This is a genomic window from Acinetobacter sp. YH12151 (assembly GCF_013418355.1).
Taxonomy (GTDB): domain Bacteria; phylum Pseudomonadota; class Gammaproteobacteria; order Pseudomonadales; family Moraxellaceae; genus Acinetobacter; species Acinetobacter pseudolwoffii.
Genome location: NZ_VPCG01000006.1, coordinates 60,903 through 75,345, shown reverse-complemented (window position 1 = coordinate 75,345; position 14,443 = coordinate 60,903). Strand labels below are relative to the sequence as shown.

Here is a 14,443-nt window from a genome sequence, read left to right as displayed (position 1 = left end):
TCAAAGATATATCCCGCTGACTTCCCCCTTGGAAAGTCGGAGAAAGGACATGCCTCGTATTCCCGTAATTAACACCAGCCATTTAGACCGCATTGACGAATTACTGGTTGATGATTATGAATCTGGTGAATTTAAACTACACCGTTCAGTATTTACAGACCAGGCCCTGTTTGACCTTGAGATGAAATACATCTTTGAAGGCAACTGGGTTTATCTAGCACATGAAAGCCAGATTCCAAACAATAACGACTTCTATACTACTTATATGGGTCGTCAGCCGATCATCATTGCACGTAACCGTCAAGGTGAACTGAATGCCATGATCAATGCCTGTTCGCATCGCGGTGCACAATTGTGCCGTAACAAGAAAGGCAATAAAGCAACTTATACTTGCCCATTCCATGGCTGGACGTTCAATAACTCAGGTAAGTTATTAAAAGTTAAAGATCCGGCTGAAGCGGGTTATTCAGACTGCTTTAACAAAGACGGCTCACATGACCTGAAAAAGGTTGCCCGTTTTGAAAACTATAAAGGTTTCCTGTTCGGCAGCTTGAATCCGGATGTTCCTTCTCTGGAAGAATACCTGGGTGAAGCAACCAAAATCATTGACATGATCGTGGGTCAGTCTGAGCAAGGTCTGGAAGTATTACGTGGTTCTTCAACTTATACTTATGAAGGCAACTGGAAGTTGACTGCTGAAAACGGTGCCGATGGTTATCACGTGTCTGCTGTACACTGGAACTATGCTGCCACGACCCAGCAACGTAAAGAAAAAGAAGCGGGTGACAATATCCGTGCCATGAGCGCAGGTTCATGGGGCAAACAAGGCGGTGGTTCTTACGGCTTTGAACATGGTCACATGCTACTTTGGACGCAATGGGCCAACCCAGAAGACCGTCCTAACTTTGCCAAGAAAGATGAATACACCGAGCAATATGGCGAAGCCATGGCGAAGTGGATGATCGAACGTTCACGTAACCTGTGTATCTATCCAAACGTTTACTTCATGGATCAGTTCGGTTCACAAATCCGTGTCCTGCGCCCGATTTCTGTCGATAAAACTGAAGTGACGATCTACTGTATCGCACCTGTAGGCGAAGAGCCTGAAGCACGTACCCGTCGTATCCGTCAGTATGAAGATTTCTTTAACGCTTCAGGTATGGCGACACCAGACGATCTTGAAGAATTCCGTGCTTGTCAGGCAGGTTATGCCGGTATCGCGCTGGAATGGAACGATATGTGCCGTGGTTCTAAACACTGGATTCAAGGTCCTGATGATGCTGCCAATGAAATCGGTTTAAAACCAAAACTGTCTGGTATTAAAACTGAAGATGAAGGTCTATACCTGTCTCAGCACCAGTACTGGTTAGAATTGATCAAAAAAGGTATTGCGACTGAGAAAGAAATTGCAGCATCGACTGAAGGAGAAAACGCATGAGCGACATCACTTTAGAAAATATTGCTCAGTTCCTGTATCAAGAAGCCCGCTTTTTAGATGATGAACAATGGGATGACTGGTTAACTTGTTATGCCCCTACTGCGTCTTTCTGGATGCCAGCTTGGGATGATGATGACAAACTGACCACAGATCCGCAGTCTGAAATCTCGTTGATTTACTATCCAGATCGTCAAGGTTTAGAAGACCGCGTGTTCCGGATCAAGACTGAACGTTCGTCTGCAACCATGCCGGACACACGTACCTGCCATAACCTCAGCAATATTGAAATTGTAGAACGTGAGGGTGACAAAGTGACTGTACGTTTTAACTGGAACACTTTGAGTTTCCGTTACAAAAACAGCTACAGCTACTTCGGTATGTCACGTTATGAAATCGACTTTTCAGGCGATAAACCACAAATTTTAAGCAAATACGTGGTACTGAAAAACGATTACATCAACCAGGTCATCGATATTTATCACCTCTAAGACTGTTCATACAGCCAGGTTAAGCCTTTCAGTCAGATGGAAAATTGACTGAAAGGCTCAGTTACAAAGATTTATATAGGATATTCAGCCATGTCAAACCACAATGTTGCACTTCAATTTGAAGATGGCGTTACACGTTTTATTTCTGTTTCTGACGGAGAAACCCTGTCAGACGCAGCTTACCGTCAAAAGATCAATATTCCTTTGGACTGCCGTGATGGTGCTTGTGGAACGTGTCGTGCGTTTTGTGAATCAGGTTCGTTTGACATGCCTGAAGAAACTTATATTGAAGATGCATTAACACCTGAAGAAGCTGCAGAAGGCTATATTCTGGCCTGTCAGTGTAAACCGACTTCAGACGCAGTTTTCCAGATTCAAGCCTCATCAGAAGTTTGTAAAACTGAAATTCACGCGTTCCAGGGTACTTTGGCACGTGTAGAGAACTTATCTGACTCGACCATTACTTTTGACATTCAGTTAGACGAAGGTCAACCGGACATTCACTTCCTTGCCGGTCAATATGTCAATGTCGGCATTCCGGGCACGACTGAAACCCGTTCTTATTCATTCAGTTCAAAACCAGGTAATCGTTTAACCGGTTTCGTGGTACGTAACGTGCCAAATGGTAAAATGAGTGAATTCTTGAGCGCCAATGCCCAAGCTGGCGACAAAATGACCTTTACTGGCCCATTTGGTAGCTTCTACCTGCGTCCTGTGACCCGTCCAGTATTGATGCTGGCTGGTGGTACAGGGATCGCGCCGTTTATGTCGATGCTGCAAGTCTTAGAAGAAAAAGGTTCAGAACATCCAGTGCGTCTGGTGTTTGGTGTGACCAATGATTTTGACCTGGTGGCGATTGAAAAACTAAATGAGCTGCAGGATAAATTCCCTTGGTTCGAATACCGTACTGTGATTGCGAATCCAGAATCTAATCATGAGCGTAAAGGCTATGTGACCGGTCATATCGAAAAAGAATGGCTAAATGCGGGTGATGTGGATATTTATCTGTGTGGTCCTGTGCCAATGGTTGAAGCAGTTCGCGGCTGGTTAGATGCTGAAGGCGTTAAACCTGCAAACTTCCTGTTTGAAAAATTCTCTGCAAACTAAGTTCAGACTGAACCGGAGAATAGAATGAACCGTTCAAAAAGATTTGAAAATAAAGTCGTGATCGTGACCGGTGCTGCCCAAGGCATCGGGCGCGGTGTGGCGCTGCAAGTGGCAAACGAAGGCGCACAAGTCGTCATGGCGGATCTTTCCCCTTTTGTAGAGGAAGTTCTGGCTGAAATTGAAGCCACTGGCGGTGATGCGATTACTGTCAAAGCCAATCTGGAAACCTTTGCCGGCGCAGAATCTGTTGTCGCCAAAGCGCTGCAAACTTATGGCCGTGTCGATGTCCTGATCAACAATGTTGGCGGCGCGATTTGGATGAAACCTTTTGAAGAATTTTCTGAAGAGGAAATTATCAAGGAGGTGAACCGCTCACTGTTCCCAACGCTGTGGTGCTGCCGTGCAGTTCTTCCAGAAATGATTAAAAATCAGAAAGGTACAATTGTAAACGTATCTTCTATTGCCACACGTGGTATTAACCGTGTTCCATATTCAGCATCTAAAGGTGGTGTGAACGGTTTGACCGCTTCCCTCGCCTTTGAACATGCCAAAGATGGAATTCGTGTCAATGCGATTGCAACTGGCGGTACTGAAGCACCACCGCGTAAAGTGCCACGCAATGCCAATCCGCTGACTGAATCAGAAAAAGACTGGATGCAGCAAGTGGTTGATCAGACCATTGACCGTACTTTTATGGGTCGCTACGGTACGATTCAGGAACAGGTGAATGCCATTGTATTCCTGGCTTCGGATGAATCATCGTATATGACTGGTACCGTCGTACCGGTCGGTGGTGGTGATCAGGGCTAAATCCTGATCATGACTTTTTTTTAACAGGATCATGGTTTGACGCAAGGAGGCACATCACCAATGAACACCCTGTTTCAGACATTAAAAAATGATTGGTCAATTTCAGCAACTGTTGCAGGATTTTTAGCAGTACTGATTTCCTATTCAGGCCCACTAATCATTTTTTTCCAGGCTGCTCAACAAGCCCAAGTTTCCCCAGACATGATGATTTCATGGATTTGGGGAATTTCTATTGGTGCTGCACTTGCCGGTATTTTCTTATCGATTAAATACAAAATACCGGTGGTGACTGCCTGGTCTGCACCCGGAACGGCTTTATTAGTCACGCTTTTTCCTGATATTTCGCTCAATGAAGCGGTTGCTGCCTATATCACCTCTGCCGTGGTGATTTTTTTCATTGGGATCACCGGTTATTTCGACAAATTGCTGTCCTGGATTCCTCAGGAAGTGGCTGCCGGAATGATGGCCGGGATTTTATTGCAGTTTGGTTTAGGTCTGTTTACGGCAACCGATACCATGCCCTACATTGTGTTTGGCATGCTGGCAGTATTTTTACTGGCCAAGCGTTTCAGCCCACGCTATGCCATGGTTTGGGTATTAGTGGCAGGTGTGGTTTTAAGTCTGTTACTGGGCAAAATTAACCCGGTAACCGCTGATTTTAGCTTGGCGATTCCACAATTTATTGCCCCGGAATGGACCTGGAACTCTACCTTGAATCTGGCACTACCGCTGATTTTAGTCAGTCTTTCTGGCCAGTTTTTACCAGGCATGAGTATTATCAAGCTCAGCGGTTATGACATGCCGGCCAAACCTATTATTAGTGTGACCAGTATTGCTTCGCTTGCGGTGGCCTGTGTAGGCGGCATTACCATTGTACTGGCCTCAATCACGGCTGCTTTATGTTTGGGTAAAGATGCCCATGAACTGAAAGAAAAGCGTTATATCGCCGGCGTGGCCAATGGGCTTTTTTATATTTTAGGCGGCTTATTTGCCGGCAGCATTGTCATGCTGTTTAGCCTGATGCCCAAAGAACTCATTGCGGCTTTGGCAGGACTGGCATTGCTCGGTGCAATTGCCACCAATATTTCCGTTGCAATGGGCAAAGAATCACAACGTGATGCAGCATTGATCACCTTTTTGGCGACTGCATCTGGTATGCAGTTCCTTGGACTGAGCTCAGTCTTTTGGGGGATTTGTATTGGTTTGGTGGCGCACTTCGTATTGTCACAAAAAGACCGTAACGCTGTTTCGCTTGCAGCATCAGATTCAAAATGAGTTTAAAGACATCCATAAGTTTAGGATATGAAAGGACCAGATTATGATAGATAAAAGTTCATTATCATTGAAAGAAGCACTCTCCCAGATCAAAGATGGTTCAACCATCATGATTGGTGGTTTCGGTACAGCGGGTCAGCCTGCTGAACTGATTGATGGTCTGATCGAATTGGGTATCAAAGACTTAATTATCGTCAATAATAATGCCGGCAATGGCGACTACGGTTTGGCGAAACTGCTGAAAGCCGGGGCTGTACGTAAAATCATTTGCTCTTTCCCGCGTCAGTCGGATTCCTGGGTATTCGATGAACTTTACCGTGCAGGTAAGATCGAACTGGAACTGGTGCCGCAAGGTAATCTGGCTTGCCGTATTCAGGCCGCAGGTATGGGCTTAGGTCCAATCTACACGCCTACCGGTTTTGGTACCTTGCTGGCTGAAGGCAAACCGACTTTAAATTACGAAGGCAAAGACTTCGTTTTAGAAAATCCAATTAAAGCAGATTTTGCTTTGATCAAAGCCTCTAAAGGCGACCGCTGGGGCAATCTGGTATATCGCAAATCTGCCCGTAACTTTGGCCCGATCATGGCGATGGCCGCAGATATCACCATTGCTCAGGTGTCTGAAGTCGTGGAACTCGGTGCACTGGATCCAGAGCACATCATTACCCCTGGAATTTTTGTTCAACACGTTGTTCAAGTTAAACCTGCACAATAATTGGCATCGGAGATAAATAATGAGCTATAGCAAACTGACCCGTGACCAGATCGCTGAACGTGTGGCACAAGACATTCCTGATGGTGCTTATGTCAACCTGGGCATCGGCTTGCCAACCAAAATTTCCAGCTACCTGCCTTCAGATAAAGATGTATTCCTGCATTCTGAAAATGGCCTGTTGGCTTTTGGTCCTCCTCCTGCTGAAGAAGACCGTGATCCAGAGCTGATCAATGCTGGTAAAGAATTCGTAACCTTACTGGAAGGGGGTTCATTCTTCCATCATGGTGATTCCTTCGCGATGATGCGTGGCGGTCATTTAGACATCGCGGTATTGGGTGCCTTCCAGATTGCTGAAAATGGTGATCTGGCCAACTGGCATACTGGCGCACCGGATGCGATTCCGGCTGTGGGCGGTGCAATGGATTTGGCTGTGGGTGCCAAGAAAGTTTTCATCACCACCGATCACGTCACGAAGAAAGGCGAGCCAAAAATTGTGGCTGAACTGTCTTATCCGGCGACTGGTTTGAAATGTGTGGATCGTATCTATACCGACCTGTGTGTGATTGATATCACCAGCGAAGGCATGAAAGTGATTGAGAAAGTCGAAGGTCTGTCATTCGAAGAATTGCAGTCATTGACTGGCGCCAAGCTGATTGATGCGACTCAAAACTAATTCATAAATCCTCCCTAAATCCCTCCTTTATTAAAGGAGGGACTTTCACCCTTTAAATTCCGGGAAAAACGCCTCCCTTTAGTAAAGGGAGGTTGGGAGGGATTCAAAGATTTGGAAAGTAAAAACATGAAAAACGCATATATTATCGATGCCATCCGTACCCCATTCGGCCGTTATGCCGGTGGCCTCGCTCCTGTTCGTACTGATGATCTCGGTGCACTTCCAATCAAGGCCTTAATAGAACGTAATCCATCGGTGAACTGGGAACAGGTCGATGATGTGATCTATGGCTGTGCCAACCAGGCCGGTGAAGATAACCGTAACGTTGGCCGCATGTCAGCGCTGCTTGCAGGTGTGCCTTATCAAGTGCCTGCAACTACAGTCAACCGCCTATGTGGTTCATCGCTAGATACTATCTCCATGGCTGCGCGTGCGATTAAAGCGGGTGAAGCCCATCTGATTATTGCCGGTGGTGTCGAGTCAATGTCTCGTGCACCCTTTGTCATGGGCAAATCAGAAACCGCCTATGGCCGTAGTCAGAAAATCGAAGATACCACCATGGGCTGGCGTTTCATTAACCCGAAACTGAAAGAAATGTACGGCGTGGAAACCATGCCACAAACTGCTGAAAATCTGGCGGAACAGTTCAACATCAACCGTGAAGACCAGGACAAGTTTGCCCTGACCAGCCAGCAACGTACCGCAGCAGCACAGGCCAATGGTTTCTTTGCCAATGAAATTATTCCTGTAGTGATTCCGCAGCGTAAAGGCGAGCCGATCGTTGTCGATACTGATGAACATCCACGTGCATCTACAACTGCAGAAGCTCTGGCAAAACTGAAGCCTGTGGTGAAAGCAGATGGTACGGTAACGGCGGGTAATGCTTCAGGAATTAACGATGGTGCGGCTGCCCTACTGATTGCATCTGATGAAGCGGTTGCTCAGCACGGTTTAAAACCACGTGCCAAAATTATTGGTTCAACCGTCGTTGGTGTTGAACCACGCATCATGGGCTTTGGTCCAGCACCTGCCATCAAGAAACTATTGGCGCAAACCGGTCTGACTTTAGAGCAGATGGATGTGATCGAGTTGAATGAAGCCTTTGCTGCTCAAGCGTTGGCATGTACCCGTGATCTAGGCATTGAAGACGGCTCGGAAAAAGTCAATCCGAACGGTGGCGCAATTGCATTGGGTCATCCACTCGGCGCCTCTGGTGCACGTCTGGTGACCACTGCCTTGAACCAGCTGGAACAAACTGGCGGTCAATATGCACTCTGTTCAATGTGTATTGGTGTCGGTCAAGGTATTGCTTTGATTATCGAACGCGTCTAAAAGCAATATCACTTAATGAAAATTTCCCCTCCCTTTTTTAAAGGGAGGTCGGGAGGGATTTTAATGCCAACATTTACATCTAACGATGCACAAATTAATTACCAGACTTTTGGGGATGCCTCTAAACCTGCAATTGTGTTCTCCAATTCATTGGGCACCAAATTCAGCATGTGGCAGCCACAAATTGACTTTTTCCAGAAAGATTATTTCGTGGTGTGTTATGACACCCGTGGTCACGGTGGCTCGAGCGCACCACAAGGGCCATATACCCTGGATCAACTGGGTCAAGATGTAGTGAATCTACTGGATCATTTAAATATCCAGAAAGCTGCTTTCTGTGGCATTTCCATGGGTGGTCTGACTGGCCAATGGCTGGCAATTAACCGCCCAGAACGCTTTAACCAAGTGATTGTGTGTAATACGGCAGCCAAAATCGGTCAGGAACAGGCCTGGCTGGAACGTGCTGCACTGGTGCGTGAGCAAGGCTTGGCACCGATTGCATCGACCGCAGCATCACGCTGGTTTACCGAACCCTTTATTCAAAGCAACGCAGCAATTGTTGCAGAACTTTCAAACGACCTTGGAGCTGGCAGCCCGGAAGGTTATGCGAGTTGCTGTGAAGCTTTGGCTAAAGCGGATTTACGTGAACAGTTAAAGACAATTTCAGTTCCTGTATTGATTGTGGCAGGTCAGCAAGATCCTGTAACGACTGTTGCTGATGGTCAGTCGATGCAAGCCAGCATTGCCAATAGCCAACTGTTTGAAATCAATGCATCGCATATTTCCAATGTCGAGCAACCTGAAGCGTTCAATCAGGCAGTTCAGGCATTTATTGCAGCTTAAACTGCTCAAAAAAAGAAAAAAGCCACTGATCATCATCAGTGGCTTTTTTTTATCAAGATGGAGTCAGCATTAAGCCCAAATGACCAAAATCGCAGCGATCACCACCAAGCCCAACCCCCAATGTTCGGCACGTGCCAGTTTCTCCTTAAAGAAATATGCAGAAATCAGCATACTAAATAAAATCTCGATTTGACCTAGTGTTTTGACAATGGGCACACTCATCATGCTCATGGCAGTAAACCAGCCCAGCGATGCCATAAAGCTGCACACGCTGACTTTAAAGGTTAATCTCAAGCGTTGCCACATGGCCACTAAAGTCTGGCGGCTAAATAGACTCAGATAGATCAGCATACTGATGCATTGAAAACTGATGACCATCAGCAGTACCCATGCAGCACGATGGACAGTTGGCAATGTGCTTAGCTCCAGACTCGCCTCCCTGACCAAGAGTGAGGTAATCGCAAAACTTAAGCCGCTGCCGATTCCAATCGCTAAGGTCTGGGCAGAAAATCCACTGATCTGCTGGCCTTTACTCAGCAGGAATACAGCATAAGCACCGAGTACCACACCGATCCAGGCCAGTACCGATAAATGATCGGCTAAAAACACGACACCAATGACGGCGGCAAGAATGGCTTCACTTTTAGCCAAACCGACCCCAATCGCATAATTTTTTTGTTGAAACAGCTTCACCATCAATGCAGTTGCTAAAATCTGGCTCGAACCGGCAATCACAATATAGACCCAAAACCTGGGAGTAAAATGGATAATATTTTCAACGGGCTTGAAGTGATACAGGCTGTATAGATAGACCATGGCAAAAGGTAAGGCAAAGATAAACCGTGCCAGCGTGACCCCCCAAACATCGACCGTAGTGCTCAGCTGTTTTTGAAATGCATTGCGCCATGCCTGCATAAATGCAGCCATTAAGGTGAAAAAGATCCAACTGATTGCCATAAAATGATTTGCATATATAACAAAAGTGAACCAATTCTATGCCTAAGTAAAAGGCATGACTAATTAAAAATGGAGTGAAGGTGAATAGCGGAAAGTTTGGATTGTTTTTAGATAGTTTAAATTTCAGCTAAATAGTCTTTTCGCATGGGAATAAAACGAATGCCATTTTCCTCAGTGTATTCGCCCATTTCAACAAAACCGAAGCGTTTATAAATATCCAAAGCATATAAACTGGATTTTACAGTAATAGATTGATGACCTTGGCTACGAATATGTTTTTCTAAAAAGCGCCACATTTGGCGACCGTAACCTTGACCTTGATAAGCCTTATTCAAGAAAAAATGCATGAAATGTACAGGTGCTATATAAGCCACCACACCGACTATTCTGCGGTCAATTTCAGCCACATAATAATAAATTATCTGGCCGTTCAAAAATGGTTTGAATTACTTCAGCTTTAAAACGTAAGCGTCCCTCTTCTGCCGTAGTGACAGCCTCTACAAATGGTGCAATGACTTCTACGATAGCAGATGTATCCTGAACAGTAGCTTTTCTAATGTTCATATTATTTTAAATTTCACCTTAACCTGGCTTTGTTGCAAAAACAGATCATCTGTCAATTTGTATTTCTCTAAGCAATCTTTTTCTATTTAAAAATAACGAGTTATTTAGCTCACAATATAATGCCAAGCATCCTCCATTTACAATTCAGCCATATAGAGTTTTTATTAAAATTTTTATGATGTTATTACAATAGGATGAAATTTAGGTAGGCATTCTAGACAGTTTGCTTCCCTACAGGGAGTTTAGATGAAACATTTTGAATGCGCCGTCTGCCAGCAACAGCTATTTTTTTACAAATCAGTCTGTGATCATTGTATGTCACCAATCGGCTATGTCGCTTCGGAAAAAGAATTGTGCGCATTTAAAAAGCAGAGTGCTGATCAATGGATTCCAGTCTCCAAAAGTTATCAGCATGCCAGTTATAAACCCTGTCATAACTATACGCACTATCAGGTATGTAACTGGATGATTCCCAGTAATGAAGATGAAGATTTTTGTGAGTCCTGTCAACTCACTCATGTGATTCCTGATCTGGAAAATTCAGAGAACCTGATTTACTGGTTTCGACTGGAAGAGGCCAAACGCCGCTTCCTTTATTTGGCGCAGCGTATGAACATGATGCCACGCCCCAAAAAATCTGAAGATGATCCATTTGGCCTGCGTTTTGATTTTTTACTGCCTGAAGATGATCAGCCGGTTTTGATTGGTCATGCCAATGGTGTGATTACCTTAAATGCGATTGAGGCGGATGTGGTGTATCGTGAAACAACGCGCGTGAATATGGGAGAAAATTACCGGACTTTATTGGGCCATTTTCGCCATGAAAGCGGACATTACTATTTTGCACTGATGCAACACTTACATCCGGAACTGATTGAAGAGTTTCGTCACTATTTTGGTGATGAGCGGCAAAATTACAGTGAGGCGCTGCAAACTTATTATAATGACGGCGCCCCGATCAACTGGCAGGAAAACTATATTAGTGCTTATGCCACCGCACATCCTTGGGAAGACTGGGCAGAAACCTGGGCGCATTATCTGCATATGATGGAAACACTGGAAACTGCTTACTATGCTGGAATCCGCGTTATTGGCAATGGTGGCTATCTGGCCAGCATGGATTTTAAAGAATGTCCAATTGGCGGACAGGATGTTGAACATATTCTTGCAAACTGGGTTACCTTAACCTTTAATTTAAATGCCTTGAACCGTTGTATGGGTCTGGAAGATGCCTACCCATTCAAGCTGACCGAAGCGGTAGAAGACAAGCTTCGATTTATACATCGGCATGTACTGGAAAAAGTTTTTAAATCATCCAAATGATCTCTAAACGACAAAAAACTGAATGTAATAAAATGAATAAAGCCCGTATACGACGGGCTTTATTTGATGATCAATGCGATTAAACGTATTAAGCGGTTTTCATTGAACCGGTTTCTTCAAATTGGGCATGCCAAGACAAAGCTTCATTCAACAAATGCGGTGTCTGACCACCACGCGCACAGGCACGCTCAAAATAATGATTTAAACTTTCGCGGTAATCTGGATGAGCACAGATATCGATAATCTTGCGGGCACGTTCACGCGGTGCCAAACCGCGCAGATCTGCTAAACCTTGCTCAGTCACCAGAATATCAACGTCATGATCGGTATGGTCGGTATGGCTGACTAGGGGAACGACTGAAGAAATCGCACCACCTTTGGCATAGGATTTGGTCACAAAGATGGCAATATGCGCATGACGGGTAAAATCTCCCGAGCCTCCAATGCCGTTCATCATCTTGGTTCCAGTAACATGGGTTGAATTCACATTTCCGTAAATATCAAACTCAAGTGCTGTATTAATCGCAATAATCCCAAGACGGCGAATCAGTTCAGGATTATTGGAAAGTTCCTGTGGACGCAAGACAATTTTATCTTTGTATCGATCAAAATTGTTCATCACTCGTGCGGCACAGTCATCGGTCAGGGTCATGGAGCAACCTGAAGCAAAGGTCATCTTGCCTGAATCGATAAGCTGGAAAGTGCAATCCTGCAAGACTTCAGAATACATTTCCAGATTATTGAAATTGGAATGTTCGAAGCCGGCAAAGACCGCATTGGCCACGGAGCCCACACCGGATTGCAGCGGCCCCAGATTTTCAGGTAAACGCCCTGCTGCCACTTCCTGTTCAAAGAAATGAATCAGGTGACTGGCAATCGCCAGCGTTTCTTGATCCGGTTCGTCCATGCCAAAGGAAGTGTCTGGAATCTCATTGATGACAATCGCAGAAATTTTTTCAGGTGCAACATGAATCCCGATTGTTCCAATTTTGTCACTGGCTTGAGTCAGAGGAATTGGCTCGCGGTTTGGGCGCGCTTGAGGTACATAGATATCGTGAACACCTTCTAGTACGGGATTAATCGTCATATTAATTTCAATAATGACCCGATCTGCCATTTCGATGAAATTTGCAGAATTTCCGCAAGAGCCTGTCGGAATAATCTGACCGTCTTCAGTAATCGCAGTTGCAGCAATTACAGCCACATTAATCGCTGGCAAGTTTTTATGACGGATATTATCGGCCAGTTCAGAGAGATGCTGATCGACATACATCACTTCACCGGCATTAATCGCTTTACGTAAAGAAGGATCTGCCTGATAAGGATAACGGCGGGTTATGACATGTGCTTCATTGAGTTTTCCATCAATCCGGTTCCCCAGACTTGCGCCTGTCGCCAAGGTAATATGAATTGGATACTTCTGTGCATATTCAGCCAAGGCCAAAGGCACAGTTTTCGCTTCACCTGCCCCCCAAAACCACTTAAACCAACTACATCGCCATCTTGAATCAGTTGTAGTGCTTTTTCGACAGATACGACTTTATCTTGTAATGGGAGCAAACGAATGCGCTCTAAACCGTTCATAAAAAATCTCAAAAATATAAAATAAAGAGGCGTCTGCTCCTGGTGAACCAAGAGCATTAGCGTCTAAATCAATCAATAATTAATTTTGCTAATTCGAGCATTGAATTTTGGCTGGACTTAAACCAGTTCCACTGCAATCGCAGTTGCTTCACCGCCACCGATACACAGTGCGGCAATACCTTTCTTGCCACCAGTACGTTTTAAGGCATGAATCAAGGTCACAATAATACGGGAACCAGAAGACCCCAGTGGATGACCGAGCGCACATGCGCCACCGTTGATGTTGACTTTTGCAGTATCCAGTTCAAAGCCATCAATGGCTAGCATCGTCACCATGGCAAAAGCCTCATTGATTTCCCAAAGGTCCACATCGGCGGCATCCCAACCGGTTTTTTTCAGCACTTTTTCAATCGCACCGACAGGTGCAATGGTGAATTCTGAAGGATGCTGCGAATGGCTGGCATAGGCCAGAATATTAGCCAGCGGTTTTAAGTTACGCTGTGCAGCAATTTCACTAGAGGTGACCACCAGTGCTGAAGCACCGTCTGAAATTGAACTGGCATTTGCTGCGGTAATGGTTCCGTCTTTTTTGAAGGCTGGACGCAAGCTTGGAATTTTGTCTGTTTTGGCATTTAAAGGTTGTTCATCCTGCTCAACCACTACATCGCCTTTACGGTTACTGACAGTGACTGCTACGATTTCATCTTTAAAGAAGCCTTGCTGAACAGCCGTCACCGCTTTGTTTAATGAGCCAATGGCATAATCGTCCTGCTGTTCGCGTGTATAGCCTTTTTTATCTGCCATTTCCTGTGCCAGAATTCCCATCGACAGACCTGTTTCTGCATCTTCCAGACCTTCCTGGAACATGTGATCCGTGACTTTGCCATGTCCCATACGGAATCCGGCACGTGCCTTGTCCATCAAATATGGTGCGTTCGACATCGACTCCATACCGCCAGCCACCACAATCTCTGCTGAACCGGCTTTGATCGCATCTGCTGCCTGCATCACGGCTTTCATACCAGAACCACAAATTTTATTAATCGTGGTCGCCCCCGTGGAATCCGGTAGACCCGCCTGACGCATGGCCTGACGTGCCGGACCCTGTTTTAAACCAGCAGGAAGAACGCAGCCCATAATCACTTCATCAATATCATTGGCCGACAGACCTGCACGTGCCACTACTTCTTTAATTGCCACAGCACCCAAATCTGGCGCGGTACAGCTTGACAATGAACCTTGAAAACCGCCCATCGCGGTACGTACTGCATCTACAATTACGATCATTTTAGTTTCATCCTTTTTCATCATTGTTATCAACCCTACATAGCCAA

The 14,443-nt window shown here is 45.3% G+C and carries 14 protein-coding genes and 1 pseudogene; 10 read left to right on the top strand and 5 right to left on the bottom strand.

Annotated elements, in window-relative coordinates:
- Nucleotides 1–49 precede the first annotated feature (49 nt).
- The 9 genes from benA (at nt 50) to pcaD (ending at nt 8,681) form a co-directional block, all read left to right on the top strand.
- Entirely contained in the window at nt 50–1,438 is a 1,389-nt protein-coding gene (gene benA, locus FTU82_RS03650) for a benzoate 1,2-dioxygenase large subunit (RefSeq protein WP_180039897.1), read from the top strand.
- Nucleotides 1,435–1,926 (top strand): benzoate 1,2-dioxygenase small subunit, encoded by a 492-nt coding sequence (benB, locus tag FTU82_RS03645; RefSeq protein ID WP_100328595.1) that lies wholly within the window; start codon nt 1,435–1,437, stop codon nt 1,924–1,926. The genes benA and benB overlap by 4 nt, the downstream gene beginning before the upstream one ends.
- Nucleotides 1,927–2,016: 90 nt before the next feature.
- The gene (gene benC / locus FTU82_RS03640) at nt 2,017–3,033 is read left to right on the top strand and encodes a benzoate 1,2-dioxygenase electron transfer component BenC (RefSeq protein ID WP_180085384.1); all 1,017 of its coding nucleotides are present in this window, start codon (nt 2,017–2,019) and stop codon (nt 3,031–3,033) included.
- A 24-nt stretch (nt 3,034–3,057) separates the two neighbouring features.
- Complete coding sequence (gene benD, locus FTU82_RS03635) at nt 3,058–3,843, top strand: benzoate diol dehydrogenase BenD (protein ID WP_074382751.1); 786 nt, start codon at nt 3,058–3,060, stop codon at nt 3,841–3,843.
- A gap of 60 nt (nt 3,844–3,903) precedes the next feature.
- Entirely contained in the window at nt 3,904–5,118 is a 1,215-nt protein-coding gene (gene benE / locus FTU82_RS03630) for a benzoate/H(+) symporter BenE (RefSeq protein ID WP_180085382.1), read from the top strand.
- 43 nt (nt 5,119–5,161) lie between these two features.
- The gene (locus FTU82_RS03625; RefSeq protein ID WP_005096964.1) at nt 5,162–5,833 is read left to right on the top strand and encodes a 3-oxoacid CoA-transferase subunit A; all 672 of its coding nucleotides are present in this window, start codon (nt 5,162–5,164) and stop codon (nt 5,831–5,833) included.
- A gap of 19 nt (nt 5,834–5,852) precedes the next feature.
- Nucleotides 5,853–6,506, top strand: coding sequence for a 3-oxoacid CoA-transferase subunit B (locus FTU82_RS03620; protein WP_159515746.1), 654 nt, complete (start codon nt 5,853–5,855; stop codon nt 6,504–6,506).
- A 126-nt stretch (nt 6,507–6,632) separates the two neighbouring features.
- Nucleotides 6,633–7,838: a 3-oxoadipyl-CoA thiolase gene (gene pcaF / locus FTU82_RS03615; protein WP_180085380.1), complete on the top strand. Its 1,206-nt coding sequence runs from the start codon at nt 6,633–6,635 to the stop codon at nt 7,836–7,838.
- Nucleotides 7,839–7,901: 63 nt separating this feature from the next.
- Nucleotides 7,902–8,681: a 3-oxoadipate enol-lactonase gene (gene pcaD, locus FTU82_RS03610; protein ID WP_180085378.1), complete on the top strand. Its 780-nt coding sequence runs from the start codon at nt 7,902–7,904 to the stop codon at nt 8,679–8,681.
- Between the two features lie 69 nt (nt 8,682–8,750).
- On the opposite strand, the gene FTU82_RS03605 is transcribed toward pcaD, so the two are convergent.
- The 3 genes from FTU82_RS03605 to FTU82_RS16385 all read right to left on the bottom strand — a co-directional run bounded on the left by FTU82_RS03605 (nt 8,751) and on the right by FTU82_RS16385 (nt 10,202).
- The gene (locus FTU82_RS03605; protein ID WP_100328590.1) at nt 8,751–9,638 is read right to left on the bottom strand and encodes a DMT family transporter; all 888 of its coding nucleotides are present in this window, start codon (nt 9,636–9,638) and stop codon (nt 8,751–8,753) included.
- Between the two features lie 116 nt (nt 9,639–9,754).
- Nucleotides 9,755–10,045, bottom strand: coding sequence for a GNAT family N-acetyltransferase (locus FTU82_RS16390; protein ID WP_005096971.1), 291 nt, complete (start codon nt 10,043–10,045; stop codon nt 9,755–9,757).
- Nucleotides 10,038–10,202, bottom strand: coding sequence for a hypothetical protein (locus tag FTU82_RS16385; RefSeq protein ID WP_005096973.1), 165 nt, complete (start codon nt 10,200–10,202; stop codon nt 10,038–10,040). The genes FTU82_RS16390 and FTU82_RS16385 overlap by 8 nt, the downstream gene beginning before the upstream one ends.
- 246 nt (nt 10,203–10,448) lie before the next feature.
- On the opposite strand from FTU82_RS16385, the gene FTU82_RS03590 reads away from it, so the two are divergent.
- Nucleotides 10,449–11,525, top strand: a complete 1,077-nt coding sequence (locus FTU82_RS03590; protein ID WP_180085376.1) for a putative zinc-binding metallopeptidase — start codon at nt 10,449–10,451, stop codon at nt 11,523–11,525.
- Between the two features lie 88 nt (nt 11,526–11,613).
- On the opposite strand, the pseudogene FTU82_RS03585 reads toward FTU82_RS03590, so the two are convergent.
- Nucleotides 11,614–13,109: pseudogene (locus FTU82_RS03585) on the bottom strand (succinate CoA transferase).
- A 117-nt stretch (nt 13,110–13,226) separates the two neighbouring features.
- On the bottom strand, nt 13,227–14,396 hold the full coding sequence (locus FTU82_RS03580; protein ID WP_180085374.1) for a thiolase family protein: 1,170 nt from the start codon (nt 14,394–14,396) through the stop codon (nt 13,227–13,229).
- Nucleotides 14,397–14,443: the final 47 nt, after the last annotated feature.

Excerpts from the sequence above, each read along its gene's own strand:
- benA (WP_180039897.1), top strand. The coding sequence starts at position 50 with ATGCCTCGTATTCCCGTAATTAACACCAGCCATTTAGACCGCATTGAC.
- benB (WP_100328595.1), top strand. The coding sequence starts at position 1,435 with ATGAGCGACATCACTTTAGAAAATATTGCTCAGTTCCTGTATCAAGAA.
- benC (WP_180085384.1), top strand. The coding sequence starts at position 2,017 with ATGTCAAACCACAATGTTGCACTTCAATTTGAAGATGGCGTTACACGT.
- benD (WP_074382751.1), top strand. The coding sequence starts at position 3,058 with ATGAACCGTTCAAAAAGATTTGAAAATAAAGTCGTGATCGTGACCGGT.
- benE (WP_180085382.1), top strand. The coding sequence starts at position 3,904 with ATGAACACCCTGTTTCAGACATTAAAAAATGATTGGTCAATTTCAGCA.
- FTU82_RS03625 (WP_005096964.1), top strand. The coding sequence starts at position 5,162 with ATGATAGATAAAAGTTCATTATCATTGAAAGAAGCACTCTCCCAGATC.
- FTU82_RS03620 (WP_159515746.1), top strand. The coding sequence starts at position 5,853 with ATGAGCTATAGCAAACTGACCCGTGACCAGATCGCTGAACGTGTGGCA.
- pcaF (WP_180085380.1), top strand. The coding sequence starts at position 6,633 with ATGAAAAACGCATATATTATCGATGCCATCCGTACCCCATTCGGCCGT.
- pcaD (WP_180085378.1), top strand. The coding sequence starts at position 7,902 with ATGCCAACATTTACATCTAACGATGCACAAATTAATTACCAGACTTTT.
- FTU82_RS03605 (WP_100328590.1), bottom strand. The coding sequence starts at position 9,638 with ATGGCAATCAGTTGGATCTTTTTCACCTTAATGGCTGCATTTATGCAG.
- FTU82_RS16385 (WP_005096973.1), bottom strand. The coding sequence starts at position 10,202 with ATGAACATTAGAAAAGCTACTGTTCAGGATACATCTGCTATCGTAGAA.
- FTU82_RS03590 (WP_180085376.1), top strand. The coding sequence starts at position 10,449 with ATGAAACATTTTGAATGCGCCGTCTGCCAGCAACAGCTATTTTTTTAC.
- FTU82_RS03580 (WP_180085374.1), bottom strand. The coding sequence starts at position 14,396 with ATGATCGTAATTGTAGATGCAGTACGTACCGCGATGGGCGGTTTTCAA.